The organism is Streptomyces sp. NPDC051243 (assembly GCF_044455405.1).
Classification (GTDB): Bacteria; Actinomycetota; Actinomycetes; order Streptomycetales; family Streptomycetaceae; genus Streptomyces.
On sequence record NZ_JBITES010000008.1, the window covers coordinates 388,290 to 415,194 of the forward strand.

The following is a 26,905-nucleotide window of genomic DNA, read 5'->3' on the forward strand; positions in this document are numbered from 1 at the left end:
CTCGCGCAGCACGGGACCGGACGGAGTGACGGAAGGGGTCACGGACTCGGTCACTTGGGGGTGACCACCTTGTAGTTCTTGGGGACTTGGGCGTCGGGCCGGCGCAGGTAGAGCGGCCGGGGCGCGGGGAGTTCCTCGCCCGCCGCGAGCTTCTCGGCGGCCAGAGCGGCGAGCGCGGCCGCCGACACGTGCTCGGGCTCGTGGGCGCCCGGGAAGGTGTCGGGGTACAGCAGCGCGCCCGCGCCGACGGCGGGCAGTCCTGCCACCTGGTCGGCGATGTCGGCGGGCCGGTCGACGGCCGGGTCGGTCAGGCGGGTGCGGGAGTCGGCGTACCGCGCCCAGTAGACCTCCTTGCGCCGGGCGTCGGTCGCGACGACGAAGGGACCCTTCTCGATGTCGGCGGCGTAGGCGAGTCCGTCCAGCGTGCACACGCCGTGCACGGGGACGCCGAGGACGAGCCCGAAGGTGTCGGCGGTCATCAGACCGACGCGAAGTCCGGTGTAGGGACCGGGGCCGATGCCTACGACGACGCCGGTGACGGCCTCGAGTTTCACACCGGCCTCGGCGAGGACCCGGTCGACGGCCGGCAGCAACAGCTCACCGTGCCGGCGCGCGTCCACCTGGCTCGACGAGGCGATGACGTCCGTGCCGTCGTGCAGCGCGACGGTGACGGCGGGGGTGGCGGTATCCAGAGCGAGCAAGAGCACGCAAACAGCCTACGGCGCTCGCGCCCCGGGAAGCGCCGCCCCGTTCCGGCGCCGGGTGACTGCTACGGTCGAGCGAAAGCACGACATACGACCGAACAACCGAGGTGGGCGACGGTGGCAAGCGGCAGCGCCGGATTCGTGGCTGGGCTCACCCTGGCGGCCCTCGCGTCCGTCGGCTTCCTCGCATACCAGGCCTCGGCGACCGCCCCGGAAGGACTGGGCGGGCCGCATGCGAAGAGCTCACCCATTGCGGGTACCGCCACGCCCGACGGCCGCAAGGACCCCACCGCGCTGCCCGCCGGTTCCGGTACGGGTGTGCGGGTCGTGTACTCGGTGGGCGGCGACCGGGTGTGGCTGGTCGGTGAGGGCGACACGGTCAAGCGCACGTTCCGCGTCTCCCCCGGATCGGTCGACCCCGCGCCGGGCGTCTACTCGGTGACGTCCCGCTCCAACTCGATCACCGGCACCGACGGCACCCCCGTCGAGCACGTCGTCCGCTTCACCGAGGTGGAGGACATCACCATCGGCTTCAGCGCGGCCGTGGACGGCTCGACCCCGCTGCCCGACCCGACGGTGAAGACGGGCGGCATCCGCGAGTCCCGCGCGGACGGCAACGCGATGTGGGAGTTCGCGACGATCGGCAGACTGGTGGCAGTGATCCCGTAACAGCCCAGCAGACGGTTCGGCAACGCCCTGAAGGGGGCGCGGGGCTGTACTGAATATGCGGCTCCGCCGCGTGGGCGCGACCAGCCACAACGGCGCCGCAGACAACCATCGACACCATCCCGGCACTACCGCAGCGGCCCCACCAGCGGAGCTAAGCCGCTTCGCGATGCCCGTGCCCCGCAGCCCCCCGCTCCGCCTCCGGCTCAGGAGCACGCGGTGGCGTAGAGATCACCTTCGCGGCGACACCGGCCGCCAGCAGATCACGCATGGACACCCCGGCGACGACCTGCGGCCGCTGCTGGACCTTGTTCTCCGAAGCCGACATGGACGCCTCCTGGGGCCGGGGGCGGACGTAGTTAGGTACACCTAACTACGGACTGGATACCATGTGACCACGCGCAAGACCACAAACGCAATATCTTGCCGACGCCTTGTCGGAATGTTCATCCGGTTCAGGCGGACAGCACGCTCAGATCCACCGCGGCCCAGCGCTCCCCGAGCCCGGTCACGGTCACGTGCCGCACCTCGTCGGTCGTGTCCCCCATCGCCCGGTGGATCACGACCTGCAACCGCTCCTCGGTCAGCTCCTCGACCTTGCCCTCGCCCCACTCCACGACGATCACCGACTCGGGCAGCGAGACGTCGAGGTCAAGGTCCTCCATCTCGTCCAGGCCGCCGGACAGCCGATAGGCGTCGACGTGCACGAGCGGCGGCCCGTCGCCGAGGGAGGGGTGCACACGGGCGATCACGAAGGTCGGGGACGTGACCGCGCCCCTCACACCCATGCCCTCGCCGAGCCCCCGGGTCAGTGTCGTCTTGCCCGCGCCGAGCTCCCCGCTGAGCATCAGGAGGTCGCCCGCGCGCAGCAGCTTGGCGAGGCGGCGGCCCAGCTCCCGCATCTGGTCGGGAGAAGTGACGGTGAGCTCGATGTCACCCGCGTTGCGCGGTGCTGCTGGTGCTTCCATAACCACTTACGGTAGCCCCTGCGGGCACGGCACCCGCCCGGGTGAGCAGGTCGGCCAGACGGTCGGTGACCACTTCCGGGTGCTCCAGCATCACCAGGTGCCCGGCGTCCGGCACCAGGACCAGCTCGGCCTCCGGCAGCAGATCGGCGATCGCCTCGCTGTGCTCGCTCGGCGTGACGAGGTCGCCCACCCCGGCCAGGACGAGCACCGGCATGTCGGTGAAGAGGGCGAGCGCCTCGGTCTTGTCGTGGTCGGCGAAGGCCGGGTAGAACTCCGCGACCACGTCGATCGGCGTCCCCTCGATCATCCGCTCGGCGAACCGGGCGACGGCCGGGTCGACGTCCCGGGACGAGAACGAGTACCGCTTGATGATCCCCGCGAACAGGTCGGCGGTGGCCCGGCGCCCCTTCTCCACCAGCTCGGCCCGCTGCCCCAGTGCCCTGAGCACACCCGGCAGCACCCGCCGGATGGCGTTCACTCCGGCGACGGGCAGCCCGAAGTTGACCTCGCCGAGATTCCCGGACGACGTACCGACGAAGGCGGTGGCGACGACGCGGTCGCGGATCAGCTCCGGGTACTGGTCGGCCAGCGCCATGATGGTCATGCCGCCCATGGAGTGCCCGACCAGCACGAGCGGCCCCTCGGGTGCGGCCGCGTCGATGACGGCCTTCAGGTCGCGCCCGAGCTGCTCGATGTCGACGTGCTTGCCCTCCTGCGTCTGGGCGACGCCCCGCCCGGAGCGGCCGTGGCTGCGCTGGTCCCAGTGCACGGTGCGGACGACGCCCCTGAGCGCGGCGCGCTGGAAGTGCCAGGAGTCCTGGCTGAGGCAGTAGCCGTGGCTGAAGACGACGGTGACGGGGGCGGGGGCCTTGCGGCCGAAGAGCCGTCGGCGGCGCGGGGTGAGGGCGGGGGCGGCCTCGGGGTCGATGTCGTCGACCTCGTAGTACAGCTCCGTGCCGTCGTCGGCCTGCGCCTTGCCGGGCGTGCCGCGCAGCGATCCGTACGGTCCCGCCGAATCGAGGGCGAGCCGGGCCTTCTGCCGCATGCCGCGGCCCACCGTCATCCGCTCTATGGCGACGCCGGCCGCCGCGCCCGCCGCGATCACGCCTATCGCCGCACCGGCGATACCGGTCGCCCTGCGCCAGTTCGCGGCCGCCCCCGTGGCGGAGGCGACGGCCGCGACGGCGGCCTCCGCACTGCTCTCGCTCACGTACCGCTCCTCTTCGCTGGGTCTGGTGATGCCTTGTGTGACGTGGATGATGCTGTGTGGCGTGGATGATGCTGTGTCGCGTAGGTGATCGATGGTGCCGGTGTTCGGTTCGGTGTGCCCTACGGGTTACCCGTCTCGTTCCTCATTCACATAGACGCTCTCCTATGGACGCATGCCCGCGCACGCATTCCTAGGACCACAATCACGTAGACATACCGCGTGGCAGCATCACAGGGCCGTGTCACCTGACCGCATCACAGCGAACGCATCACATGGACGCATCCCTGTAGACGCGGGGAACGCGCGTTCCGATCCGGGTGACGATTTCGTACGCGATGGTCCCCGCGGCCTGCGCCCAGTCCTCGGCGGTGGGCTCACCGCGGTCGCCGGGCCCGAACAGGACGGCCTCGGCGCCCGCCTCGGGCTCGTCGCCGCCCAGGTCGACGACGAACTGGTCCATCGCGATCCGTCCCGCGACCGTCCGCCACTTCCCGCCGACCAGGACGGGCCCGGCGCCGGAGGCGTGCCGCGGGATGCCGTCGGCGTAGCCGAGGGGGACGAGGCCGAGGGTGGTCTCGCCGGGGGTGGTGTAGCGGTGCCCGTAACTGACGCCGTGGCCCCCCGGCACGTGCTTGACCAGCGCCAGGGACGCCGACAGCGTCATCACGGGCCGCAGCCCGAAGTCGGCGGGGCTGCCGAGCTCGGGGCTGGGCGAGATGCCGTAGGTCGCGATCCCGGTGCGCACCAGGTCGAAGTGGCTGTCCGGGAGGGTGAGCGTGGCGGGCGAGTTGGCGATGTGCCGCACCTCGGGGCGCACGCCCTGCTCCTCGGCGTACGACACCATCTCCCGGAAGCGGTCCAACTGGGCGGCGATGGAGGGATGCCCGGGCTCGTCGGCGCACGCGAAGTGCGACCAGAGCCCGGTGATCCGGATCAGTCCGTCGGCCTCGGCCCGCAGGGCCTCGCGGACCAGCTCGGCCCAGTCGTCACCCGGCTGGCAGCCGCCCCGCCCGAGCCCGGTGTCGGCCTTGAGCTGCACGCGCGCGGCGGCGCCGGCCTGCCCGGCGGCCTCGGTGACCTCCCGAAGGGCCCACATCCCGCTCACCGAAACGTCCAGATCGGCCTCGATGGCCTCCCGCCAGGGCCCGCCCGGCGTCCACAGCCAGCACATGATCCGTACGCCGTCCAGCCCGGCGGCCCGCAGCACCAGGGCCTCCTCGGGCGTGGCCGTACCCAGCCACTGGGCGCCCGCCTCGACGGCCGCGCGGGCGCACCGCACCGCCCCGTGGCCGTACGCGTCCGACTTGACGACGGCCATCAGGGCCGCGCCGGGCGCGAGGGCGCGCAGGGTCCGCACATTGGCCCGCAGGGCGGCCAGATCGATCTCGGCGCGGGCGCGCAGCGGGGCGGTTCGCAGGGCTGTTGTTTCTGTCATCGCGCCCCCAGTGTCTCAGAGGGGTCCGACAGCGCCGCCGCGCCGGACCCATGAGCTACGTCTGGACGCCGGCCCCGTGCCCTACTCCTGCCCCTACTCCTGCTCCTCCAGGCGATGGCCCCACACGAACACCCGGTCGCCGTTCCGCAACAGCCCCCACAGCTTCCGGGCGTCGTCCAGGGTCATGTTGACGCAGCCCATGGAGCCGACAGCGGTGTGGAGGTTGCCGTAGACCCCGTGGAAGGCCTGGCCGCCGCTGAAGAACTGGGAGTAGGGCATGGGGCTGTGGTACAGCGACGAGACATGGTTCTTGTGCCGCCAGTAGATCGCGTGCCACCCGGTCCGCGTCCCGTACCCCTCCCGTCCGCTCCGGATGGGCACCGGCCCGAACACGACCCCCTTGCCCTTCTGCACCCAGGTCAGCTGCCGGTCGAGATCGACACAGGCGACCCGGTACATCCGCACCGGGCACTTCTTCTCGGCGTTGGGGTTCTTCCGGGCGGAGACGAGCTGCATGGTGGCCCATGTCACAGGCCCGGCGAACCCGCTGGCGGGCTCGATCTTGTGCTTGGTCTGGAAGGCGCGGATGGCCCGGCAGTCGGCGGCCGACTGCTCCCCGTCCGCCTCCAGCTTCAGCCACCGCTCGACCCGCCGCTGATGCGGCCCCGTCCGCTCAGTGCACTCCACGTCCTCGGCGGCCTCCTCGCGAGGGACGTACTCGACGCGGTCGAACGCCCCGTCCGCCGCGTCCTGCGGCTCGACGGCGTCCTCCTCGGGGGTGGGTGTGTACACCTCGGGCGGCAGCGCCTGGTCGGGTGTGTCGGTCTGCCGTGGCGCGAGCGGGTTCAGGGGGATGCCGGGCACGAGTTCGGCCTGCGGGCCGAAAACCGGAGGCGTGGGGTCGGCCTGCGGGTCGGAAGCCGGAGGTGCGGGGTCGGCCTGCTGGCCGGAGGCCAGGGGCGCGGGGTCGGCCTGCGGGCCGGGAGCCGAGGGTGCGGGGTCGGCCTGCGGGCCGGAAGCCGGCGGCGCCGGGTCTTCCAGCGGGCCGGAAGCCGAGGGGGCGAGGTCGGCCTGCGGGTCGGAAGCCAGGGCTTCCGGGTCGACCCGTGGTCCGGAGACCGGGGGCGCCGGGTCGGCCTGGGCGCTGCCGACGGGCAGCAAGGTGGCCGCAGCGAGCACCAAGGCGATGCTCCGACATGCGATACGTCCGCTCATCATGCGCACAGGGAAGCGTGGGGGCCTGCGGTGCGAGGGGTGCCGCGCGGCGGGGTCACTCTTTTGAGCACCCTGTTCCGAGGCCCCATAGGGTGCTCGGCATGAGCATCATCGGGGTCGGAATCGACGTGGCCGAGATCGACAGGTTCGAGGCGGCACTGCAGCGCACCCCCGGGCTGGCCGAACGGCTGTTCCTGGAGAGCGAGTTGCTGCTGCCCAGCGGCGAACGCCGGGGCGTCGCCTCGCTCGCGGCCCGCTTCGCGGCGAAGGAGGCCCTCGCGAAGGCGCTGGGCGCGCCCGCGGGCCTGCTCTGGACGGACGCGGAGGTCTTCGTCGAGGACAGCGGCCGGCCCCGCCTGCGGGTCACGGGGACGGTGGCGGCCCGGGCGGCCGAACTGGGCGTACGGTCCTGGCATGTCTCGCTGAGCCATGACGCCGGGGTGGCGTCGGCGGTGGTGGTGGCGGAGGGCTGAGCCGAGAGGGCCGAGGGCTGAGCCCCCGCCACCGGGCGGGCCGCGTCAGCAGATGGTCTGGCTGGTGTTCACCCGCGTGATGTTCCGGAACGTGGTGTTCTCACCACACGGACTCTCCCTGATGGCCGAGTTGGTCACGGTCAGGTTCTGCACGGTGATGTCCCGGTTGTTCGGGAACTCCGACCGGGCCGCGAGCCGAAGCTCACCGCCGCCGCTGATGGTCCCGCTCTGCGCGGCGAGGTTGACATTGTAGCAGTTCTCGATCAACACCGAGTTGTTGCCGGTGTTGTTGAGGGTCACCCGGTCGATGACGGCGCCGCCGCTCTCGGACACGCAGAACACTCCGCGCCCGCCGCCGCGCGCGACGACCTCGCCGACCCGGATGTTGGTCGGGTAGGAACCGCCGACCCGTCCGTTGCGGTTGGCCATGCGGAAGGCGGCGTACCCGGTACCGGTCCCGGCGTTCTCGGCGTCGACCTTGGTGACGGTGGCGTTGATGGTCTGGTTGAACAACAACCCCGACTCGCCGACGTTCCGCGCGGTGACCGTCCCGATGCTGATGCCGTCGACGCCGTACGTCTCCACGGCGTGGCTGGAGGCCCCGGAGACGTACACGTTGTCGATCCGGACGTTCCGCGTCCACTGGCTGGTGTCCCCGCGGTTGTCGATCCGCACCCCCAGCCCGCCGGACAGCCGCATGTCGATCTGCCCGAGGACGACGTTCTGCACATTCCGCATGAAGACGCCGTACAGCGGACTGCCGGTGAGGTTCAGGTGCTGGACCTCCACGTCCCGGGTGCCGCGCGAGTAGACGGGCGCCTGGTCGCCGGAACCGCTGCCGGTGACGTTGATGGTGCCGCAGACGTCGAGCACGGTGTAGCTGGGCAGCGAGATGCGCGACCCGGCGGACATGGCTCCCGAACCCCGCACCACCACCCGCTCCTTGGCGGTACGCCCCGCGGTGAGGCTGTTCACGGCGGCCTGAACGGCGGCCCGCATGTCACCGCCGGTGTAGACGGTGCTGTTGCCGCGCCGAGCGGTCCAGGTGCTGCCGCTGAGGACGGCTTCGGCCTGGTAGGAGCCTTCGCCGCAGGCGGCGGCCGCGGCCGGGGCGGGCGCGGTGAGGGTTCCGGCGGTGGCGAGGAGAGCGGTGGCGCCGACGGCGGTGAGGAGTGCGGCTCTGCGTCCCATGGGGCCTTCCTCTCATCGAACCGATGACGTCGACCGATGACGTCGACAGGTGACGTCGAACAGGTGACGTCGAACAGGTGACGTCGAACAGATTCGACTGAATCGATTCATCCTGTGGGGGTCGGTGAGTTTGGCAAAGGGACGGCAAAGCGTCAATGGATGCGACGCGCTTCGCCGCGTACGGGAGACTCGGTCGCATGCGGACTGCGTACGGCGTGGAGACGGTAAGGGCGGCCGAACGGGAGCTGATGGCACGGCTTCCGGACGGGGCGCTGATGCAGCGGGCGGCGGCCGGACTCGCCGCCGCCTGCGCGGATCTGCTGGGCCGGGTGTACGGCAGCCGGGTCGTCCTGCTGGTCGGCAGCGGCGACAACGGCGGCGACGCCCTGTACGCCGGGGCCCGACTGGCCAGGCGCGGGGCGGGAGTCACGGCGGTGCTGCTGACGCCGGAGCGGGCGCACGCCGGAGGACTGGCGGCGCTGCGGCGCGCGGGCGGCCGGACTGCCGGCATCGACCGGGCTGAGGAGTTGATCGAGCGGGCGGACCTGGTGGTCGACGGAATCGTCGGCATCGGCGGCAAGGGCGGGCTGCGTCCGCAGGCGGCCCCGCTGGCGGGCGCGGCCGCTCGCTCCCGGGCCGCCGTGGTCGCCGTCGACCTGCCGAGCGGCGTCGACGTGGACACGGGCGAGGTACGCGGCACGGCGATGCGCGCCGACCTGACGGTCACCTTCGGCACGCACAAGCCGGGGCTGCTGATCGATCCGGCACGGGAGTACGCCGGGGTGGTGCGGTTGGTGGACATCGGGCTGGCGCTGCCGGACGACGCGGTCGAGCTGGAGGCGCTGCAACACGCGGACGTGGCACGGCTGTTGCCACTGCCGGCGGCGGAGACGGACAAGTACCGGCGAGGCGTCGTGGGGATCGCGGCCGGTTCGTCGAGGTACCCCGGCGCCGCCGTGCTCGCGGTCGCGGGGGCGTTGCGGGGCGGGGCGGGGGCCGTACGGTACGTCGGCCCGGCCGGGGACGCGGTGATCGCCCGGTTCCCGGAGACGCTGGTGTCGGACCGGGGACCGAAGAAGGCGGGCCGCGTGCAGGCCTGGGTCGTCGGCCCGGGCGCCGGGGACGACGCGGCGACGGTGGCGGAGGTGCTGGCGACGGACGTACCGGTGCTGCTCGACGCGGACGGGCTGCGGCTGGCGGACCCCGAGTCGGTGCGTGAGCGTACGGCACCGACCCTGATGACCCCTCATGCCGGGGAGGCGGCGGCGCTGCTCGGGGTGGCGCGGGAGGAGGTCGAGGGAGCTCGGCTGGCCGCCGTACGGGAGTTGGCGGGTCGCTATGCGGCGACGGTGTTGCTGAAGGGGTCGACGACGCTGGTGGCGCGGGCGGGCGGCGCCGGGGCGGTACGGGTGAATCCCACGGGCACCGGGTGGCTGGCCACGGCCGGCAGCGGGGACGTCCTGTCGGGATTGGCGGGATCACTGCTGGCGGCGGGGCTCGACACGGTGGACGCCGCGAGCGTCGCGGCGTATCTCCATGGCCTGTCGGCGAGGTTCGCGGCGGACGGGGCGCCGGTGGGGGCACATGATGTTGCCGAGGGGATTCCGGGGGCTTGGCGGGATGTACGGGGCTGAGGCGAGGCCGATACGACGACGGGCCTTACGGCGTCAGGTCGAGGGCATGGCATGAGGGCGATCGTCGTAGGAGCGGGCATCGGAGGACTGGCCGCGACCTTGAGCCTGCGCCGGGCGGGCTGCGAGGTCACGCTCCTCGAACAGGCCCCCCACTTCACCGAGGTCGGCGCCGGAATCCAGCTCGCGCCCAACGCCACGCGGGAGCTGCGCCGGCTGGACGTGCTGGACGCGGTCGCCGCCCGGGCCGCCCGCCCCTCGCACGTGAGCTTCCGCACCTGGTCGGAGGGGTCGGAGATCTGCCGCTACGCGCTGGGCCGCGAGGCCGAGGAGGAGTTCGGGGCGCCGTACCTCACGCTCCACCGGGCGGACCTGCACGGCGCCATGTCGGCGGCGGTACCGCCCGAGTCGGTCCGCCTGGGCACAACGGTCGTGGGAATCGACCAGGACGACGACTCCGCCCACGTGAGGACGTCGACGGGTGAGCGCCTGACCGCGGACTTGGTGGTGGCGGCGGACGGGATCCGCTCAGCGGCCCGCGAGTGGCTGTTCGGCAAGGACGAGGCGGCGTTCTCCGGAACCGCCGCGTACCGAGCCCTGCTCCCGTCCGCCGAGGCGGCCGACCTGAACCTGCCGCCGCTCGCCGCCTGGCTCGGCCCGGACCGCCACTTCGTCCACTACTGGGTGCGGCGGGGCGAACTCCTCAACGTCGTGGCCGTGTTCAGCACGCAGGCGGCGGCGCAGGAGTCCTGGACGGCCAAGGCGGAACCCGGAGAGCAACTGCGCGAATTCGCCGACTGGGACCCCCGGGTACGGAACGTCCTGGAACGCGCGGGCCAGGTGTACCGCTACGGCATCCACACCCGCACCCCGCTCATCCGCTGGAACGTCGGCCGGGCAACCCTGCTGGGCGACAGCGCCCACGCCATGGTGCCGTTCCAGGCCCAGGGCGCGGCTCAGGCGATCCTGGACGCGGCGGTACTGGGCGACGTGCTGACGGACGCGACACCCGCCGAGGTTCCCGAAGCCCTCGACCGCTACGTCCACCGCCGCCTCGCCGCCGCCACCGGCATGCAGGCCCGTTCCGCCCGGGCGGGCAGCGACTTCCACCTCCCGGACGGCCCGCAGGCCGAGGCACGCAACGCCCGCATGGCGGCATACGCGGCCGAGCACCGGTTCATGCCTCAGGCCATGGCGTGGAGGGGGGAGGTGACGGCCGATCAGCCGGAACCGTAAGAGTCCCTCACAAGCCGTTGCGCCCGGTCCACCACCAGCCGGCCGGTAAGGAGGGTGAGCGGACACGTGGACCCGTCGTGGCAGTCCGTGCTCCCGGTCGCGGGATCAGACTCCGTCGTCAACGAACAGGTCGTCTGCGGTCGTCGCGCGAACGGCACGCTGGGCCCACACTTCCAGCTGGTCCAGGTCGGCGCAGCCCTTCACCCGGCTGCGCGCGGAGATCGGCACCGAGATACCACGTCACTCGAGGATCCTGAGAACCATCGCCGCGCGTTCCTGCTCCACGCCCAGCTCGATGCCTTCTTCACGGCCCTCTTCACGACCCTCATCCCGCACCCTCTCGGCGACGGGTTTCTTGAAGGATTGGTTCACAGGCGCCATCAGATCCCTCCAAATCGACCGAATCCCCGAACTCACAGAAGACGAGATCGAGTTGCGCGTCCGCCACCGAATGAGGCGGCAGGCGGTCGCAGCCTTCCCGTACGAGAGGGTGATCCATGAAACGGCGCTGCGCATCAGGGTCGGCGACCGCGCGACGTCACGCGCCCAGCTCACCCGCGTCCTGGAGCTGTCCGAAGCGGATCGCAAAACAGTGCGCGTGATCCCCTTCGACCTGGATGGCTTCGGTCTGGCCGCGAGCACCATGACGTACGTGAGTGGCCCTGTCCCCAAGCTGGACACAGTGGTTCGCGACGCTCCACATGGCACCGTCTTCGTCGATTCCGAAGCTCAACTCGGCTCTTTCCGTTGGCCAAAGAGCTGTGAGGTTTCCGTGATCACCCCTGAGAACTGGCGGAAGTCGTCCTACTCCGGCGGTGGCGACGGAAATGACTGCGTGGAAGTCGCGACATCCCCCACCCACACCGCCGTCCGCGACTCGAAGGCCGCCACAACGGCCACCCTCACCTTCCGAACCGCAACCTTCACCCTCTTAATACAAGCCCTCAGCACCCCGACGATCACCACGACCCCCCTCCCCCAGTAATCTTCCCGCTGACCAGTGATCCGCGTCTCCACGCGGAGCGCTATGCACGAAACGGGAGGACACAGCTTTGAAGCTGAAGTCTCTGGGCACCGCGCTGACCACCGCGGCCCTCATAGGTACGGCCCTCACCGGCGCCGTCGCCACCGCCGGTACCGCCGCCGCGGCGACGAAGCCGGACTGCAGCAGCTCGCTCGTCAACGTCAAGCCCAAGGAATCCGTCAACCTGCGCAGCCAGCCGAAGACGAGCGCGACGGCCCTCGGTGTCTGGGGCAAGGGCAAGCCGGGCGGGGTCTGCTTCGGCGACCGCAAGCCCGTCAAGGGCGGCTCCTACACGGCCTGCGGCAAGACGAGCGACAAGTGGTACTACGGCGGCCCCAACAGCACCAGCGTGGAGGGCTGGGTCCCGGCGACCTGCCTGCCCATCTGATCGCTGACCGCCTGACCGGCGCACCGCCGCCGGCCGGCTGATCAAGAGGGGCGAACGGCACCCGGCCGTTCGCCCCTTTCATGCGCCGAGGCCCTGGGCTCAGCTCACTCCACCGTCACCGACTTCGCCAGGTTCCGAGGCTGATCCACCTCGTTGCCACGAGCCGTAGCCAGCTCACACGCGAACACCTGAAGCGGCACCGTGGCCACCAACGGCTGCAGCAAGGTCGGCGTGGCCGGGATCCGGATCAGGTGATCCGCATACGGCACCACCGCCTCGTCCCCCTCCTCCGCGATGACGATGGTCCGCGCACCGCGAGCCCGGATCTCCTGGATGTTGGACACGATCTTGTCGTGCAGAACGGACCGCCCCCGCGGCGAAGGCACCACCACGACCACCGGCAGATCGTCCTCGATCAATGCGATCGGCCCGTGCTTCAACTCCCCCGCCGCAAACCCCTCGGCATGCATATAGGCGAGCTCCTTCAGCTTGAGCGCACCCTCGAGGGCGACCGGATACCCCACATGCCGCCCCAGGAACAGCACCGTGTTCTTCGAGGCCAGCGACCGTGCCAGCTCCCGCACCGGCTCCATGGTCTCCAGCACCCGCTCGACCTCGCGCGAGATCCGCGACAGATCGCGGATGACCGCCCCGATCTCGTCGCCCCACTTGGTGCCCCGCACCTGGCCCAGGTAGAGCGCCACGAGATAACAGGCCACCAACTGCGTCAGGAACGCCTTCGTCGAAGCGACCGCGACCTCCGGCCCGGCATGCGTGTAGAGCACCGCATCCGACTCGCGCGGAATCGTCGAGCCGTTCGTGTTGCAGATCGCCAGCACCCTGGCGCCCTGCTCACGGGCATGCCGTAGCGCCATGAGCGTGTCCATGGTCTCGCCGGACTGGGAGATGGCGATGACGAGGGTCTGCTGATCGAGGATCGGATCCCGGTACCGGAACTCGCTTGCCAGCTCGACCTCGCACGGAATCCGCGTCCAGTGCTCGATGGCGTACTTGGCGATGAGGCCGGCGTGAAAGGCCGTACCGCAGGCGACGATGACGACCTTGTCGACTTCCCGCAGTTGGGAGGCGCTGATCCGCACCTCGTCCAGCGTCAGGGAGCCGGCGGCGTCGATGCGCCCCAGCAACGTATCGGCGACCGCCTTGGGCTGCTCGGCGATCTCCTTGAGCATGAAGTAGTCATAGCCCCCCTTTTCCGCGGCCGACGCATCCCAGTCGACGTGATACGACCGCACATCCGCCGGCCGCCCGTCGAACCCGGTGACGGTCACCCCGTCCCGCCGCAGCTCGACGACCTGGTCCTGCCCCAGCTCGATCGCCGACCGCGTGTGGGCGATGAACGCGGCGACGTCCGAGGCGAGAAAGGCCTCACCCTCCCCAACGCCCACCACCAGCGGCGAGTTCCGCCGCGCCCCGACGACCACATCGGGCTCGTCGGCATGCGCGGCGACCAGGGTGAACGCCCCCTCCAGCCGCCGGCACACCAGCCGCATCGCCTCCGCCAGATCGGCGCAGGCCGAGAACTCCTCGGCCAGCAGATGCGCCACGACCTCGGTATCGGTCTCGGAGGCCAGCTCATGCCCCCGCTCCTCCAACTCGGCCCGCAGCCCGGCGAAGTTCTCGATGATGCCGTTGTGCACGACGGCAACCCGCCCGGCGTTGTCGAGATGCGGATGGGCGTTGGCATCCGTGGGCCCGCCGTGCGTGGCCCACCGCGTGTGCCCGATCCCCGTGGTCCCGGTCGGCAACGGCCGCTCGGCCAGCTCCTTCTCCAGATTCCCCAGCTTCCCGGCCTTCTTGGCCGCCGCCAGCCCCCCGTCCGCCAGCACGGCGACGCCCGCCGAGTCGTACCCCCGGTACTCCAGCCGCTTCAGCCCGGCGGTCACGATCTCGAGCGCCGACTGCGACCCCACGTATCCCACGATTCCGCACATGCGCGGCAGCCTACGACCGAAACGGTGCTCGAAAGGGCCATAGCGTGCCCGAATTCGGAAATCCTGCTTCCCGTTCGGCGCATTCTGACGGGAAGCACGTTCCTATACGGTCAGGGACAGTCATGAGCTACAGCCTGAGCCTGTACCGGTTCGTTGACGGCGAGTTCGCCGCTCCGGTCATCGACTTGGCAACCGGATCGGTTCGGTTCGGTCCTCGTCCCGGATGGGACTCTCCTGTGCCGGGAGGAGATGCGGGAGCATCTCCCGGGCGGCATGGTCGATGACGCGGTGTTCGTTCCAGAGATCAATCTCAAGGCATTCGAGACAGTTGCGGGACCACTCTCCGACCCGCTGACCTGACCAGCGAATTCGGCCCGCCGACGCCCGCGGATGCGTCAGGTCTTCGCCCGATAAGCCCGCATGGCCAACGGATAGAACACCAACGCGATCCCCGCGGCCCAGACCAACGACCACAACACCGGCTCAGCCACAGGACCACCCAGCAGCAACCCCCGGAACGCATCCGACAGATGCGTCACCGGATTCACGTCACTCCACGCCTGCAACCACCCCGGCATCGTGTCCACCATCACGAACGCACTGCTGGTGAAGGTGATCGGGAAGATGATCGTGAACGCGAAGGCCTGCACCTTCTCCGCGTCCCCGGCGAGCATTCCGATCAGCACCGCGCTCCACGACACCGCGGCGGCGAACACCACGACGAGCAGTGTCCCGAGCAGGAAGCCGTCGAGGCCGCCGGTGACCCGAAAGCCGAGCAGCAGGCCGAGGCCGATCATCAGCAGGAGGGCCCACACGTGCTTGGCGAGGTCCGCGGTGATGCGGCCGATGAGCGGGGCGGAGCGGGCTATCGGCAGGCTGCGCAGCCGGTCGAAGACGCCCTTGGTGAGGTCGGTGTTGAGTGCCATGGCCGTGTACATGGTCATGAACAGGGTGTTCTGGACGATGATCCCGGGCAGCGCGTACTTCAGGTACGCCTCCGGCGATCCGGCCATCTGCCCGCCCAGCACATACGTGAAGAGGAACACGAACATGATGGGCGTGATGCTGTAGTCCACCAGCTCCAGCGGGTTGTGCTTGACGGCCACCAGGCTCCGCCACGCCATCGTGAACGTCTGCCGCAGCCCGTCGAGCGGCCGCACCCGGCCCGACTTGGTGATCGGGGCCGTGATGGTCGTCGTCGTGGCGGTCATGACCGGCTCACCGCCTCCTCCAGATCGCTCTCCTCCCCGGGCCGCTCTCCTCCCCGGAGCGCCGCGCCACCGTTCCCCTCGGGCGCACCCGGCTCGGCGCGATGGCCGGTCAGGGCGAGGAAGACCTCGTCCAGCGACGAACGGCGCAGCGCGAGCTCGCCCACCGCTATCCCCTCCCGGTCCAGCGCCCGCACGACGGCCGGCATCAGCTCGGGGTCCTTCACCGGGGCGGTGACCATCTCCCCCTCGATCCGCGCCTCCTCCCCGGCCGCCCCGGCGACCAGCACGTGCGCCCGCGCGAGATCCTGCTCCGCGACCGGCCGCAGCTCCAGCACCTGCCCGCCGACCTGCGACTTCAGCTGGTCGGGCGTGCCCTCGGCGATCACCCGGCCTTTGTCGATCACCACGATGTCGTCGGCGAGCACATCGGCTTCGTTCAGATACTGCGTGGTCAGCAGGGCCGTCGCCCCGTCCGCGACCAGGCCCCGCAGGAGGTCCCACAGCTCACCGCGGCTGTGCGGATCGAGGCCGGTCGTCGGCTCGTCGAGGAAGAGGATGCTGGGCCGGCCCACCAGGCTGGCCGCGAGGTCCAGCCGCCTGCGCATGCCCCCGGAGAAGGTCTTCACGGCCCGGCCGGCCGCGAACGTCAGCTGAAACCGCTCCAGCAGCTCGGCCGCCCGCGCCTTCGCCTCCCGCCGAGGCAGCCCCAGCAGTCGCCCGATGAGCAGCAGGTTCTCCGTACCGGTCAGGTTCTCGTCCACCGCCGCGTACTGCCCGGTCAGGCCGACCATGGCACGTACGACCCCGGCCTCCCGGACCACATCGTGCCCCGCCACATGGGCCCGGCCGCCGTCCGGCCTGAGCAGCGTCGCGAAGATCCGCACCGCGGTCGTCTTCCCCGCGCCGTTGGGCCCGAGCAGCCCGAGCACCGAGCCCTTACGGGCCCCCAGGTCGACCCCTGCCAGTGCCTCGGTCTCCTTGAACCGCTTGACCAGGCCTTCCGCCTCGATCGCATACGTCATGGGTGACCCCCTAGGGGTTGGTGGACCCCGGGCTGGGCCCACCCTTCCCACAACTGTGACGCACGCCACTGACATTCCCCGCCTTGCCCGGATTTCTCCCGGAAACGTCAGCGCGTGACCGATCCCACGCCGCCGCCTGTTCGTACTGCCGTAACAATGGACTGTGATCTCTCCGGTCTCCTCGATGCCCCGGAGCGCCCACCGGCAGCGGCCGGAGGCGACTCCCTACGTCGACCTCACCCGCGCCGAGTGGAGCGCGCTGCGCGACAAGACCCCGCTGCCGCTCACCGCGGAGGAGGTCGAGAAGCTGCGTGGCCTCGGTGACGTCATCGACCTCGACGAGGTCCGCGACATCTACCTCCCGCTCTCCCGGCTCCTCAACCTCTACGTCGGCGCCACGGACGGCCTCAGAGGCGCACTGAACACCTTCCTCGGCGAACAGGGCTCCCAGTCCGGCACGCCGTTCGTCATAGGAGTGGCCGGCTCGGTCGCCGTGGGAAAGTCCACGGTCGCCCGTCTCCTGCAGGCCCTGCTCTCCCGCTGGCCCGAGCACCCGCGCGTCGAACTGGTCACCACGGACGGTTTCCTGCTCCCCACCAGGGAGCTCCAGGCCCGCGGCCTGATGTCGCGGAAGGGTTTCCCCGAGTCCTACGACCGCCGCGCGCTCACCCGTTTCGTCGCCGACATCAAGGCCGGCAAGGACGAGGTCACGGCCCCCGTCTACTCCCACCTGATCTACGACATCGTCCCGGACAAGAGGCTCACCGTCCGCCGACCCGACATCCTGATCGTCGAGGGCCTGAACGTGCTGCAGCCCGCCCTCCCCGGCAACGACGGCCGCACCCGCGTCGGCCTCGCCGACTACTTCGACTTCAGCGTGTACGTCGACGCCCGCACCGAGGACATCGAGCACTGGTACCTCAACCGCTTCAAGCGGCTGCGCGAGACCGCCTTCCAGAACCCGTCGTCCTACTTCCGCAAGTACACGCAGGTCTCCGAGGAGGAGGCCCTCGACTACGCCCGCACGATGTGGCGCACCATCAACAAGCCCAACCTGGTCGAGAACATCGCCCCCACCCGCGGCCGGGCCACCCTCGTCCTCCGCAAGGGCCCCGACCACAAGGTGCAGCGGCTGAGCCTGCGCAAGCTGTAGGCCGTAACGCGCGTCTGTTAGAAAGCCGTCATGCTGCATCTGCGCCTGATCACGCCAACCCACAAGACGGACGACGTGGTCCGCCTGATCGAGAAGACGGTCGGCACCACGCACCTGGTCGTGCTGCCGGGCGCCGCCCGCAACCCCTCCGGGGACGTCGTCCTGTGCGACGTGGCCCGCGAGGCTGGCGATGAACTCATCGGCTCGCTACGGCAGTTGGACCTCGACGAGATCGGCTCGATCGCCGTCGAGAACATCGACCTGTCGCTGTCCAAGCGGGCTGAGAAGGCCGAGGAAGAGGCCCCGGGCGAGGGCGCTGACGCAGTGCTGTGGGAGCACCTCGCGGACGCCACCCACGAGGAGTCGACCTTCTCCATCACCTACGTCGCCTTCATCACGCTCGCCACGATGATCGCGGCCTGCGGCGTCGTACTCGACAACGCGATCCTGATCGTGGGCGCGATGGCGGTCGGACCGGAGTTCGGCCCCCTCGCCGGCCTCAGCACGGCCCTGGTCCAGCGGGCACCCCGACTCGCGCTGCGCTCCCTGATCGCGCTCATCGCCGGTTTCGCCGTCGCCATGGCGGTGACGGTCGGCTTCAGCTGGTTCATGGACGGGCTCGAGTTGTTCTCGAAGGAGCAACTGGACGCCGACCGGCCCAACACCGCGTTCGTCTACGCCCCTGACGAGTTCTCGTTCATCGTCGCGGTCCTCGCCGGCATCGCCGGCACGCTCTCCCTCACGTCCGCCAAGTCCGGCGCCCTGGTCGGCGTGGCCATCTCCGTGACGACCGTCCCGGCCGCCGCCAACGCGGCCGTCGCCCTGAGCTACGGCGACACCAAGCAGACCTGGGGCTCCACGGAACAGCTCCTGCTGAACCTGCTCGGCATCATCCTCGCCGGCACGCTCACGCTGCTTGCCCAGAAGTGGCTGTGGGCCAGGCAGCGCGAGCGTACGGCGAACGCGAGCGGTCTCTAGGCCTCCGGGCCCCTAGTACTGCACTTCACAGTTCTGGACGATGTCGCCGGCGTCGCGGAACACCACGTCGCGGTTGAGGCCACAGTTCACCCTGTCGCCGCCCTCGTCGTCGCTCACGCCGATCGTGTCGGCGCCGGCGCCGGTCACCACACTGTCGGTGCCGGTGCCGGCATCGACGGTGGTACGGAGCGAGATGGTGCCTCCACGGAACGTGTCGTTCAGGTCACCCATTCCGACCGCGAGCCGGGTGAGAGAGCTGACGCTGCCACAGTCGGCACTGGTGGGGGACACCCGAGTGCACCCCGGCCCCAGCGCGACCCCCGTCAGGTCCGAGAGGATCAGACGGCCGGCGGGGGAAACGGTGGCGGACATCTGATTCTCCCGGCCCTCAGCCGCACTGAGGGCCGCGGTACCGAAGATACGGAACGCGACGGAACCCGGGGTCTGGGCCGAGGCGGGCGTGGCGAGCGCGGTGACGAGGAGACCGGCGGCCACCGCCGGACCCACCGCACGCTTCAGAGTGCTGCTCACGATCTTCATGCTGCGTTTCTCACTTTCGTCGAGGCAGGCGTCAAGCAGAGCCCCCCTCGACGAAGTGAAACAACCAGTGATCAGATATGCACTCCGTGTTGCCTATTCGAGTGACCTGGCCCTATCCGAGGGCCGACTTCACCGCATCCGCCAGCCGCCCGGCAACGGACCGGGCCTGATCGATGTCGGCGGCCTCGACCATCACCCGTACCAACGGCTCGGTCCCCGACGGCCGCAGCAACACCCGCCCCGTCGAGCCGAGTTCGCGCTCGGCCTCGGCGACCGCCGCCGTCAGCTCAGCCGACGTCCCGACCCGCGACTTGTCCACGTCCGGCACATTGATCAGCACCTGCGGCAGCCGCTCCATGACCGAGGCGAGGTCCTTGAGCGTACGGCCGGTCTCGGCGACCCGGGCGGCCAGCAGCAACCCGGTCAGCGTGCCGTCACCGGTCGTGGCGTGATCGAGGATGATGACGTGCCCGGACTGCTCGCCGCCCAGGGCGAAGCCGTGCTCCTTCATCTCCTCCAGCACATACCGGTCACCGACCGCGGTCTGCACCAGCGCGATGCCCTCACGCTCCATGGCCAGCTTGAAGCCGAGGTTGGACATCACGGTCGCCACCACGGTGTCGGCCCGCAGCGCGGACCGCTCCCGCATGGCCAGCGCGAGCACGGCCAGGATCTGGTCCCCGTCCACCTCCGCGCCGCTGTGGTCCACGGCGAGGCAACGGTCGGCGTCCCCGTCGTGCGCGATGCCGAGAGCGGCACCGTGCTCGACGACGGCGGCCTTCAACTTCTCCAGGTGGGTGGACCCGCAGCCGTCGTTGATGTTGAGCCCGTCCGGCTCGGCCCCGATGGTGACGACCTCGGCGCCGGCCCGCGAGAAGGCCTCGGGCGAGACGCCCGCCGCGGCGCCGTGCGCCTCGTCGAGGACGATCTTCAGCCCGTCCAGCCGGTTGGGCAGGACGCCGAGAAGGTGGCGGACGTACTCCTCGAACCCCTCCTCGTACGACCGCACCCGCCCGACGGCCGCACCGGTCGGCCGCTCCCACGGCTCACCGTGCCGATGCTCGTCGTAGACCGCCTCGATACGGTCCTCCAGCTCGTCGGCGAGCTTGTGGCCGCCGCGGGCGAAGAACTTGATGCCGTTGTCGGGCATGGCGTTGTGGCTGGCGGAGAGCATGACGCCGAGGTCGGCGCCGAGCGAGCCGGTGAGATGCGCGACGGCGGGCGTCGGCAGCACACCGACCCGCAGCACATCGACACCCGCGCTCGCCAGGCCGGCCACCACGGCGGCCTCCAGGAACTCCCCGGACGCGCGCGGGTCCCGTCCGACCACCGCTGTCGGCCGGTGGCCCTCGAAGGTGCCCGCCTCGGCCAGTACGTGCGCCGCCGCCACGGACAGGCCGAGCGCCATCTCGGCCGTCAGATCCGCGTTGGCGACGCCGCGCACGCCGTCCGTGCCGAAGAGTCGTCCCACTTGTCCTCCTGAGGAAACATCAGTTCCGAAAGCGGAGCCGGCGCGCGCTGTGTCGCTGTGTCGCCGGGGGCTCCCGCCTCCAGGCATTCCATGCCTGGGCATCGGATCACACAAGCCTTTGAACGTCTTGTGCCGTTATACGCCCGAGCCCGGGGATAAAACGAACGCCCCGGCGGCACTGTGCGTGCCGCCGGGGCGTTCGGAGTACCGGAGTACGAGCAGAGGCAGCCTGCGCTTAGCGCTTGCTGTACTGCGGGGCCTTGCGGGCCTTCTTCAGACCGGCCTTCTTGCGCTCGACCGCACGGTCGTCGCGGCGGAGGAAGCCGGCCTTCTTCAGCGGGCCGCGGTTGTTGTCGACGTCGGCCTCGTTCAGCGCGCGGGCGACACCGAGACGGAGCGCACCGGCCTGACCGGAGACACCGCCACCGGCGATGCGGGCGACGACGTCGTAACGGCCCTCGAGCTCGAGAACCTTGAACGGCTCGTTGACTTCCTGCTGGTGCACCTTGTTCGGGAAGTAGTCCTCGAGCGTACGCCCGTTGATCTTCCACTTGCCGGTGCCCGGCACGATGCGAACGCGCGCGATGGCGTTCTTGCGGCGACCCAGGCCGGCGGCGGGCTGGGGCTCACCGAAGCGCGAGGCGAGGGACTCGGAGGTGTACTCACCCTCCACCGGAACCTCGGACTCGGTGGTGTAGCTGTCGATGTCAAGCTCTTCGAGCGGCTGCTCGGCAGTGGTCTCGGCCACGATTCTCCTCAGATTCTCTTCAGTCTTAGGGGGTGGCCGGACTTACTGCGCGACCTGGGTGATCTCGTACGGCTGCGGCTGCTGCGCGCCGTGCGGGTGCTGGTCACCCTTGTAGACCTTCAGCTTCGAGAGCATCTGACGGCCCAGAGTGTTCTTGGGGAGCATGCCCTTGACGGCCTTCTCGATGGCCTTCTCGGGGTTCTTGTCGAGGAGCTCGTCGTAGCGGACGGAGCGCAGACCACCCGGGTAGCCGGAGTGGCGGTACGCCATCTTCTGGGTCCGCTTGTTGCCGGACAGGTGCACCTTGTCGGCGTTGATGATGATGACGAAGTCACCAGCGTCGACGTGCGGCGCGTAGATCGGCTTGTGCTTGCCCCGGAGAAGGGTCGCTGCGGTGGAGGCGAGACGGCCCAGGACGACGTCCTGAGCGTCAATGACGTGCCACTGGCGCGTCACATCGCCGGGCTTGGGGCTGTACGTACGCACGGTTCGTAGCCTTCGCTTCGAGTGAATGGTCCTGAACAGGTCACCGAAACGATCACGACAGCCCTGACCGCACAGCGGCGACGCATACCGCGTAGTGGGGTCGCTGGTCATCGGCCCGGTGGACCGGTGTAAGGGCCCGTCCCGTGAGAATGAGCAAGCCAATACACAACGAACATGCAGGATACCTGCGGCGCCTCGGCCGGGTCAAAACGGGTTGCCTGCGGCGCCTCGGCCGGGTCGAGGACGGCTGCCTGCGGGCGCCCCGGCTGTCCGGCCCCAGCGTAGCCACCCCGCCCGGGGGGCTGCCGCCCCCAGACCCCCCGCTTCGGCCCTCGATGGTCCTCGTCCTCGAACGCCGGACAGACTGGAAGGCCGTGACCAGCACCGATACGGAACGGAAAGAGCGCGCGATCGACGCCGGAGCGTCACCGCGGATCGCCGGACACGGGTGAGCTGCCCTGGAGAGGGGCGCCCGGAGCCACACGAGAAGCGTGACCCGCCGCACCGACCGACGAATGCCCCCCACCCATCACTCCCCGCCCCGCGCTCCCACCCGGCCGCCAGAACCCCGAGGAACGGCGACCACCAACCCGACCGACGAACACCCCCACCGATCACTCCCCGGCCCAGCATCCCCTCCCCCTCCACACCGGAACCCCCTCCCCCCGCCCCCCTTCAATCCCCCACCCCGCCTACCCCCGACGGCCCCGACGCCTCCCCCGACTCCAGGCTCCTGGCCGACCGAGCCGGGTCGGCGGGTGGGCGAAACGCCCGGGGGTCCGGGGGCGGAGCCCCCGGCGGGGTCGAAGGGGCCGCGCCCCTGGAGGACGGGAAGGGCAGGGGCGGCGGGGGCGCGACAACCCGGCCGGACCGAACGCAGTGAACGGCCACCGCCACCGCCAGCCCACACAACGTCGCCGCGTCCCGGAAGGCCCGCCGCTGCACCGCCTCCAGATAAGGCCAGCTCACCCCGGGAACCTGCGGAACCATCGCCACCCAGAACCACACCCCCCGGCCAACCGCCCTCTCACAAGGCACCCCCGCCAGCACCACCGGCACGACAACCAGCAGGTAGTGGTCGTACGACGGCCTGGAGACCAGAAACGCCGAGAGCATCAGCATCGCCCCCGTCTCCACCAGCCGCAGCGAGTCCACACCCCCGCCCCGCCACCGCCGATACGCACACCCCACCCCCACCCCCGCCGCCACCGACGCGACCCCGGCCGCCACCACCCACGGCACCCCCACCCGCGGCAGCACAGCAACCGGCGAGGCCTCATAAAGCCGTACGAAACCGTCGTCCCCGCGCAGCAGAAACGGCAGCGTGCGAGTGAAGAACCCCGCCGGATCCGGCAGCAACGCCGCCGCCCCCGCCGACGCCGCCACCGGCACGACGACCATCACTCCCAACCCCCGCCACCGCCCCGCGAACACGAACAGCAACGCCATCGGCGCCAGCAACGGCTTCAACGCGACCGCCGCCCCGAACACCGCCCCGGCCGAAACCCACCGCCCCCGCCCCGCCAGCAACAGCCCCAACGGCAGCGCGAGCACGGCCGTAGCCGTCCAGTTCCCCAGCAGCACAAGGTGGGCGAACGGCGCGAACCCCACCGCGAGCCCGATCAGTCCGAGCGCCGCGAAGCGGCTGCGCAACGCGACACCGTGCAGACGCAGGGCGCACCCCCAGCCCCCCGCCAGACATCCGACGACCCCCACCGGCACCAGCACACCCAGCACATCCCGCGGAATCAGCACCTGCGGAACCGCCGCCAGCACCGCGCTCGGCAAATAGAGGAAGTGGGAGTCGTCATACGGCGACCCCCCGGCCAGCCAGACCCGCGCAGCCCGCACGACGATGGCGTTGTCCATCCCTCCGTCCGAGGTCACACGAGCCGTACGCACCACGAGTGCCGCCAGCACGGCCCCGAGCACCACCCACAGATGCCACGTCGCCCGTCGTACCAACCACCCGGAGATGTCGCTTTTGTGCTCACTCACCGTGTGAACGCTAGGTGCGCATGCGCCTCTTGGGGCGGAGCGGCACACCCGCGACCCGTCTAAGATGCGCCCCATGAGCTACGGGCAGCAGGGGGGACCCCAGTCCCAGTGGGATCCCTGGAAACCGCATTCCCAGCAGCCGTGGAACGGCGGCGGCGCCGACCAGACCCCGGACTGGGCCGCGCTCGCCGAGGCCTCCGAGTCGCGCAACAAGCGGCGCCGGATGCTGTTCATCGGCGGCGGCGCGTTCGCGACCATCGCGGTCGGCACCGCCGTCGCCGTGGCCGTGGTGTCCGCGAACGACAACGGCTCCTCGAACCAACCGACTTCGGGGCTGTCCGGGGCGGGGAACCTGCCGGGCTCGACCACGCAGCCCCCGTCGTTCGCGTCGACGAGCGCTCCGCCGCCGCTGGACCCGAAGGACTTCGTCTCCGACAAGAGCAAGGACACCGCTCCCCTCGGCGCGCAGATCCTCTTCCCGGGCACGCAGTACACCGTGGGCGAGACGGTGTACAAGAAGGGCCCGACGGACGACACCAAGAGCTGCTCCGCGGCCGCCAAGGGCGGACTGCCGAAGATCCTCACCGACAACGACTGCACCCGCCTCCTGCGTGTCTCCTACGTCAGGGGCGGCATCGCGGTGACGGTCGGCGTGGCCGTCTTCGACACCGAGGCACAGGCCACCAAGGCCGCGAAGAAGGTCGACCCGCAGAAGGACTTCCTCAGGTCGCTCTCCGGCCAGGGCGTCAAGGGCTTCTGCAACTCCACCGTCTGTCTGATGTCCGCCAACTCCTACGGCCGTTACGCCTACTTCACCATCACCGGCTTCACCAGCGGCAAGGACGTGACGGACAAGGACACCGAGGTCTACAAGACCAGCAACAACCTGAACAGCCTCACGTACGAACAGATCCGCAGGCGGGGCGAGACGCAGGCGTCGGCGGCGGCCAACGAGTAGGGCGGCCGGCCGGCCGACGGTAAGGCGAGCGAGACAAGCAACAAGTGAGCCGCGGCGCCGGCCGGCACACAGTCGACCGCCGCCGCGGCTCAGTCGTACTCCCCCGCCCTCACCGGTGCTTGAGGCGCAGCCGAATCGGCACGACGGCCGACTCCAGCTGCGTCCTGAGCGTCATCTTGGACACCCCCTCCGTCCGCTCCTCGAAGCGGATCGGGATCTCCACGGCACTGTGCCCGGCGCGGACGGCCTTGTACTTCAGCTCCACCTGGAAGCTGTAGCCGGCGCTGTCGAGCGTGGCCAGGTCGATGTCCCGCAGGGTCGCCGCCGACCACAGGTTGAAGCCGGCCGTGATGTCCCGGATCTTCGTGCCGAGCACGGCCCGGGCGTAGCGGTTGGCGAACCGGGACAGCAGAACGCGGTGCATTCCCCAGTCCTCGTCCAGCGAGCCGCCCTCGACGTACCGGCTGCCGACGACCAGGCCCACCCCGGAGGCCACCGCCGTACCCAGCATCCGCGGCACCGCCTCCGCCGGGTGGCTGCCGTCGGCGTCCATCTGGACGACGTACTCGGCGCCCTCCTCGAGCGCGGCGCTCATGCCCGCGACGTACGCCCGCCCCAGCCCGTCCTTCTCGGTGCGGTGCAGCACGCTCATCCGGCGCCGCCCGGCCGGCTGGTCGGCGTTGTACTTCTCGGCGAGTTCCTCGGCGAGCCGCCCGGTGCCGTCCGGGCTGGAGTCGTCGACGATCTTCAGGTGCAGTCCGTCGATCGGCAGGCCCAGCACCAGCTCGGCCATCCGCGGCAGATTGGCCGCCTCGTTGTAGGTCGGCATGACCACGGTGACCGGCACACCAGGGTGTCTGTCGAGTTCCGGCATGGCTTTCTCTTTCCCTCCCCTAGGAGCCCCTACCGGGGCCCCTCCCCAACGGACGCGGGCCTCCCCAGCGCCCGGAACTGCCAGCCCGCCGCGGTCCAGCGGTCCGCGTCGAGCACCCCCCGCCCGTCCACGATCCGCGGACGGGAAACCAGCGACCGGGCCCGTGCCGGGTCGATCTCCCGGAACTGCGGCCACTCGGTCAGATGCAGCACGAGATCGGCGCCCCCCAGCGCCTCCTCGGCCGACAGCGCGTACCCGAGCAGCGGGAACGCCTTGCGGGCGTTGTCCATGGCCTCGGGGTCGTAGACGGTGACGTCGGCACCGTCGAGGCGCAGCCGGGCGGCGACGTTGAGCGCGGGTGAGTCCCGGATGTCGTCCGAGTCCGGCTTGAAGGCCGCGCCCAGTACGGCGACACGGGCGCCCAGCACCGCACCGCCGCACAGCTCCCTCGCCAGCTCGACAACCTTGTCGCGGCGCCGCATGTTGATCGCGTCGACCTCGCGCAGGAACGCCAGCGAGACGCCCAGCTCGTCGGCGCGGTGCGCGAAGGCGCGGATGTCCTTGGGCAGACAGCCCCCGCCGAAGCCGACGCCGGCCCGCAGGAACTTGCGGCCGATCCGGTCGTCGTACCCGATCGCCTCGGCGAGCACGCCGACGTCGCCGCCGGCCGCCTCGCAGACCTCCGCCATCGCGTTGATGAAGGAGATCTTGGTGGCGAGGAAGGCGTTGGCGGCCGTCTTGACCAGCTCGGCGGTCGGGAAGTCGGCGGTGACGAGCGGGGTGCCGGCGGCGAGTACGGGGGCGTACACGGCGCGCAGAATCGTTTCGGCACGCTCCGACCGCACCCCGAACACCAGCCGGTCCGGCCGCAGCGTGTCCTCGACCGCGAACCCTTCCCGCAGGAACTCCGGGTTCCAGGCGACCTCGACCCCGGCGTGCGCCTCGGCGAGCCGCCCCGCCGTCCCCACCGGCACGGTCGACTTGCCGACCAGCAGCGCGTCGGGTCCGGCGTGCTCGGCGAGGGCCGCGAAGGCGGAGTCGACGTACGTCAGATCCGCTCCCTCGGAGTCCTTCCGCTGCGGCGTGCCGACACACACGAAGTGCACGTCGCCGAAGGCCCCGGCCTCCGCGTAGGAGGTGGTGAAGCGGAGCCGGCCGCTCGCCGTGTGCTTCGCGATCAGCTCGGGCAGCCCGGGCTCGTGGAACGGCACCCGGCCCGCCCGCAGCGCGGCGACCTTGTCCGGGTCGACGTCGACTCCGAGGACGTCGTGGCCCAGTTCCGCCATGCAGGCGGCGTGGGTGGCACCGAGGTAGCCGGTGCCGATGACGGTGAGCCGCATACGTACGGCCTTTCTTGCTTCCGCGCGGATGCG

Annotated in this window: 27 protein-coding genes and 1 pseudogene; 10 read left to right on the plus strand and 18 right to left on the minus strand. The window is 70.6% G+C overall.

All coding sequences use genetic code 11. The features are described 5' to 3' along the window. Positions 1–50 precede the first annotated feature (50 nt). The gene (tsaB, locus tag ACIBAG_RS22595; RefSeq protein ID WP_399107291.1) at positions 51–707 is read right to left on the minus strand and encodes a tRNA (adenosine(37)-N6)-threonylcarbamoyltransferase complex dimerization subunit type 1 TsaB; all 657 of its coding nucleotides are present in this window, start codon (positions 705–707) and stop codon (positions 51–53) included. Between the two features lie 114 nt (positions 708–821). On the opposite strand from tsaB, the gene ACIBAG_RS22600 reads away from it, so the two are divergent. Then, complete coding sequence (locus tag ACIBAG_RS22600) at positions 822–1,373, plus strand: hypothetical protein (protein WP_399107292.1); 552 nt, start codon at positions 822–824, stop codon at positions 1,371–1,373. A gap of 151 nt (positions 1,374–1,524) precedes the next feature. Here ACIBAG_RS22600 and ACIBAG_RS22605 read toward each other — a convergent pair whose 3' ends face one another. The 5 genes from ACIBAG_RS22605 to ACIBAG_RS22625 form a co-directional block, all read right to left on the minus strand. After that, the gene (locus ACIBAG_RS22605; RefSeq protein ID WP_399107293.1) at positions 1,525–1,698 is read right to left on the minus strand and encodes a hypothetical protein; all 174 of its coding nucleotides are present in this window, start codon (positions 1,696–1,698) and stop codon (positions 1,525–1,527) included. Positions 1,699–1,825: 127 nt separating this feature from the next. Then, positions 1,826–2,338, minus strand: a complete 513-nt coding sequence (gene tsaE / locus ACIBAG_RS22610; RefSeq protein WP_399107294.1) for a tRNA (adenosine(37)-N6)-threonylcarbamoyltransferase complex ATPase subunit type 1 TsaE — start codon at positions 2,336–2,338, stop codon at positions 1,826–1,828. Further along, positions 2,304–3,548, minus strand: a complete 1,245-nt coding sequence (locus tag ACIBAG_RS22615) for an alpha/beta fold hydrolase (RefSeq protein ID WP_399107295.1) — start codon at positions 3,546–3,548, stop codon at positions 2,304–2,306. Before ACIBAG_RS22615 ends, tsaE begins: the two co-directional genes overlap by 35 nt. Positions 3,549–3,816: 268 nt before the next feature. Beyond that, complete coding sequence (alr, locus tag ACIBAG_RS22620; protein WP_399107296.1) at positions 3,817–4,983, minus strand: alanine racemase; 1,167 nt, start codon at positions 4,981–4,983, stop codon at positions 3,817–3,819. Positions 4,984–5,076: 93 nt separating this feature from the next. Further along, positions 5,077–6,162 (minus strand): L,D-transpeptidase family protein, encoded by a 1,086-nt coding sequence (locus tag ACIBAG_RS22625; protein WP_399107297.1) that lies wholly within the window; start codon positions 6,160–6,162, stop codon positions 5,077–5,079. A 137-nt stretch (positions 6,163–6,299) separates the two neighbouring features. Here ACIBAG_RS22625 and ACIBAG_RS22630 point away from each other — a divergent pair, with 137 nt between their 5' ends. Continuing rightward, entirely contained in the window at positions 6,300–6,671 is a 372-nt protein-coding gene (locus ACIBAG_RS22630) for a holo-ACP synthase (RefSeq protein ID WP_399107298.1), read from the plus strand. Positions 6,672–6,716: 45 nt separating this feature from the next. Here ACIBAG_RS22630 and ACIBAG_RS22635 read toward each other — a convergent pair whose 3' ends face one another. Then, positions 6,717–7,862 (minus strand): hypothetical protein, encoded by a 1,146-nt coding sequence (locus ACIBAG_RS22635; protein ID WP_399107299.1) that lies wholly within the window; start codon positions 7,860–7,862, stop codon positions 6,717–6,719. 197 nt (positions 7,863–8,059) lie between these two features. Here ACIBAG_RS22635 and ACIBAG_RS22640 point away from each other — a divergent pair, with 197 nt between their 5' ends. Next, a complete protein-coding gene (locus ACIBAG_RS22640; RefSeq protein WP_399107300.1) occupies positions 8,060–9,496 on the plus strand; it encodes an NAD(P)H-hydrate dehydratase in 1,437 nt (478 codons plus the stop codon). A gap of 51 nt (positions 9,497–9,547) precedes the next feature. Next, positions 9,548–10,729 carry an FAD-dependent monooxygenase gene (locus ACIBAG_RS22645; protein WP_399107301.1) on the plus strand — a complete coding sequence of 394 codons (1,182 nt, stop codon included), beginning with the start codon at positions 9,548–9,550 and terminating at the stop codon, positions 10,727–10,729. A gap of 240 nt (positions 10,730–10,969) precedes the next feature. Here the strand turns inward: ACIBAG_RS22645 and ACIBAG_RS22650 are convergent, their stop codons facing one another. Further along, a complete protein-coding gene (locus ACIBAG_RS22650) occupies positions 10,970–11,110 on the minus strand; it encodes a hypothetical protein (protein WP_399107381.1) in 141 nt (46 codons plus the stop codon). A gap of 19 nt (positions 11,111–11,129) precedes the next feature. Between ACIBAG_RS22650 and ACIBAG_RS22655 the strand changes: the two are divergent. The 3 genes and pseudogenes from ACIBAG_RS22655 to ACIBAG_RS22665 all read left to right on the plus strand — a co-directional run. Next, a pseudogene (locus ACIBAG_RS22655) lies at positions 11,130–11,477 on the plus strand (Scr1 family TA system antitoxin-like transcriptional regulator); the annotation flags it as partial. A 24-nt stretch (positions 11,478–11,501) separates the two neighbouring features. After that, the gene (locus tag ACIBAG_RS22660; protein WP_399107375.1) at positions 11,502–11,714 is read left to right on the plus strand and encodes a DUF397 domain-containing protein; all 213 of its coding nucleotides are present in this window, start codon (positions 11,502–11,504) and stop codon (positions 11,712–11,714) included. 67 nt (positions 11,715–11,781) lie between these two features. Then, positions 11,782–12,141, plus strand: coding sequence for a hypothetical protein (locus tag ACIBAG_RS22665; protein WP_399107302.1), 360 nt, complete (start codon positions 11,782–11,784; stop codon positions 12,139–12,141). Positions 12,142–12,245: 104 nt separating this feature from the next. Here ACIBAG_RS22665 and glmS read toward each other — a convergent pair whose 3' ends face one another. From glmS to ACIBAG_RS22680, 3 genes are all read right to left on the minus strand, one after another. Next, positions 12,246–14,093, minus strand: coding sequence for a glutamine--fructose-6-phosphate transaminase (isomerizing) (glmS, locus tag ACIBAG_RS22670; RefSeq protein ID WP_399107303.1), 1,848 nt, complete (start codon positions 14,091–14,093; stop codon positions 12,246–12,248). Between the two features lie 395 nt (positions 14,094–14,488). Then, complete coding sequence (locus ACIBAG_RS22675) at positions 14,489–15,304, minus strand: ABC transporter permease (protein WP_399107304.1); 816 nt, start codon at positions 15,302–15,304, stop codon at positions 14,489–14,491. Then, positions 15,301–16,326 (minus strand): ATP-binding cassette domain-containing protein, encoded by a 1,026-nt coding sequence (locus tag ACIBAG_RS22680; protein WP_399107305.1) that lies wholly within the window; start codon positions 16,324–16,326, stop codon positions 15,301–15,303. Before ACIBAG_RS22680 ends, ACIBAG_RS22675 begins: the two co-directional genes overlap by 4 nt. A 184-nt stretch (positions 16,327–16,510) precedes the next feature. Here ACIBAG_RS22680 and coaA point away from each other — a divergent pair, with 184 nt between their 5' ends. Together coaA and ACIBAG_RS22690 are read left to right on the plus strand one after the other, a co-directional pair. Further along, positions 16,511–17,479, plus strand: coding sequence for a type I pantothenate kinase (coaA, locus tag ACIBAG_RS22685; RefSeq protein WP_399107376.1), 969 nt, complete (start codon positions 16,511–16,513; stop codon positions 17,477–17,479). 30 nt (positions 17,480–17,509) lie between these two features. Continuing rightward, positions 17,510–18,457 (plus strand): DUF389 domain-containing protein, encoded by a 948-nt coding sequence (locus ACIBAG_RS22690; RefSeq protein ID WP_399107306.1) that lies wholly within the window; start codon positions 17,510–17,512, stop codon positions 18,455–18,457. A gap of 12 nt (positions 18,458–18,469) precedes the next feature. On the opposite strand, the gene ACIBAG_RS22695 is transcribed toward ACIBAG_RS22690, so the two are convergent. The 5 genes from ACIBAG_RS22695 to ACIBAG_RS22715 all read right to left on the minus strand — a co-directional run bounded on the left by ACIBAG_RS22695 (position 18,470) and on the right by ACIBAG_RS22715 (position 23,700). Continuing rightward, positions 18,470–18,988: a hypothetical protein gene (locus ACIBAG_RS22695; RefSeq protein ID WP_399107307.1), complete on the minus strand. Its 519-nt coding sequence runs from the start codon at positions 18,986–18,988 to the stop codon at positions 18,470–18,472. Between the two features lie 121 nt (positions 18,989–19,109). Next, positions 19,110–20,468 carry a phosphoglucosamine mutase gene (glmM, locus tag ACIBAG_RS22700; protein ID WP_399107308.1) on the minus strand — a complete coding sequence of 453 codons (1,359 nt, stop codon included), beginning with the start codon at positions 20,466–20,468 and terminating at the stop codon, positions 19,110–19,112. 235 nt (positions 20,469–20,703) lie between these two features. Next, positions 20,704–21,216: a 30S ribosomal protein S9 gene (rpsI, locus tag ACIBAG_RS22705; protein ID WP_146463584.1), complete on the minus strand. Its 513-nt coding sequence runs from the start codon at positions 21,214–21,216 to the stop codon at positions 20,704–20,706. Positions 21,217–21,258: 42 nt separating this feature from the next. Beyond that, positions 21,259–21,702 (minus strand): 50S ribosomal protein L13, encoded by a 444-nt coding sequence (rplM, locus tag ACIBAG_RS22710; RefSeq protein WP_019754543.1) that lies wholly within the window; start codon positions 21,700–21,702, stop codon positions 21,259–21,261. Positions 21,703–22,377: 675 nt separating this feature from the next. Continuing rightward, positions 22,378–23,700 carry a glycosyltransferase 87 family protein gene (locus ACIBAG_RS22715; protein ID WP_399107309.1) on the minus strand — a complete coding sequence of 441 codons (1,323 nt, stop codon included), beginning with the start codon at positions 23,698–23,700 and terminating at the stop codon, positions 22,378–22,380. A 73-nt stretch (positions 23,701–23,773) separates the two neighbouring features. Here ACIBAG_RS22715 and ACIBAG_RS22720 point away from each other — a divergent pair, with 73 nt between their 5' ends. Then, positions 23,774–24,658: a hypothetical protein gene (locus ACIBAG_RS22720; protein ID WP_399107310.1), complete on the plus strand. Its 885-nt coding sequence runs from the start codon at positions 23,774–23,776 to the stop codon at positions 24,656–24,658. A gap of 109 nt (positions 24,659–24,767) precedes the next feature. On the opposite strand, the gene ACIBAG_RS22725 is transcribed toward ACIBAG_RS22720, so the two are convergent. Together ACIBAG_RS22725 and ACIBAG_RS22730 are read right to left on the minus strand one after the other, a co-directional pair. Next, the gene (locus ACIBAG_RS22725) at positions 24,768–25,532 is read right to left on the minus strand and encodes a polyprenol monophosphomannose synthase (protein WP_399107311.1); all 765 of its coding nucleotides are present in this window, start codon (positions 25,530–25,532) and stop codon (positions 24,768–24,770) included. A gap of 29 nt (positions 25,533–25,561) precedes the next feature. Further along, positions 25,562–26,872: a UDP-glucose dehydrogenase family protein gene (locus ACIBAG_RS22730; RefSeq protein ID WP_399107312.1), complete on the minus strand. Its 1,311-nt coding sequence runs from the start codon at positions 26,870–26,872 to the stop codon at positions 25,562–25,564. Between the last annotated feature and the right edge of the window lie 33 nt (positions 26,873–26,905).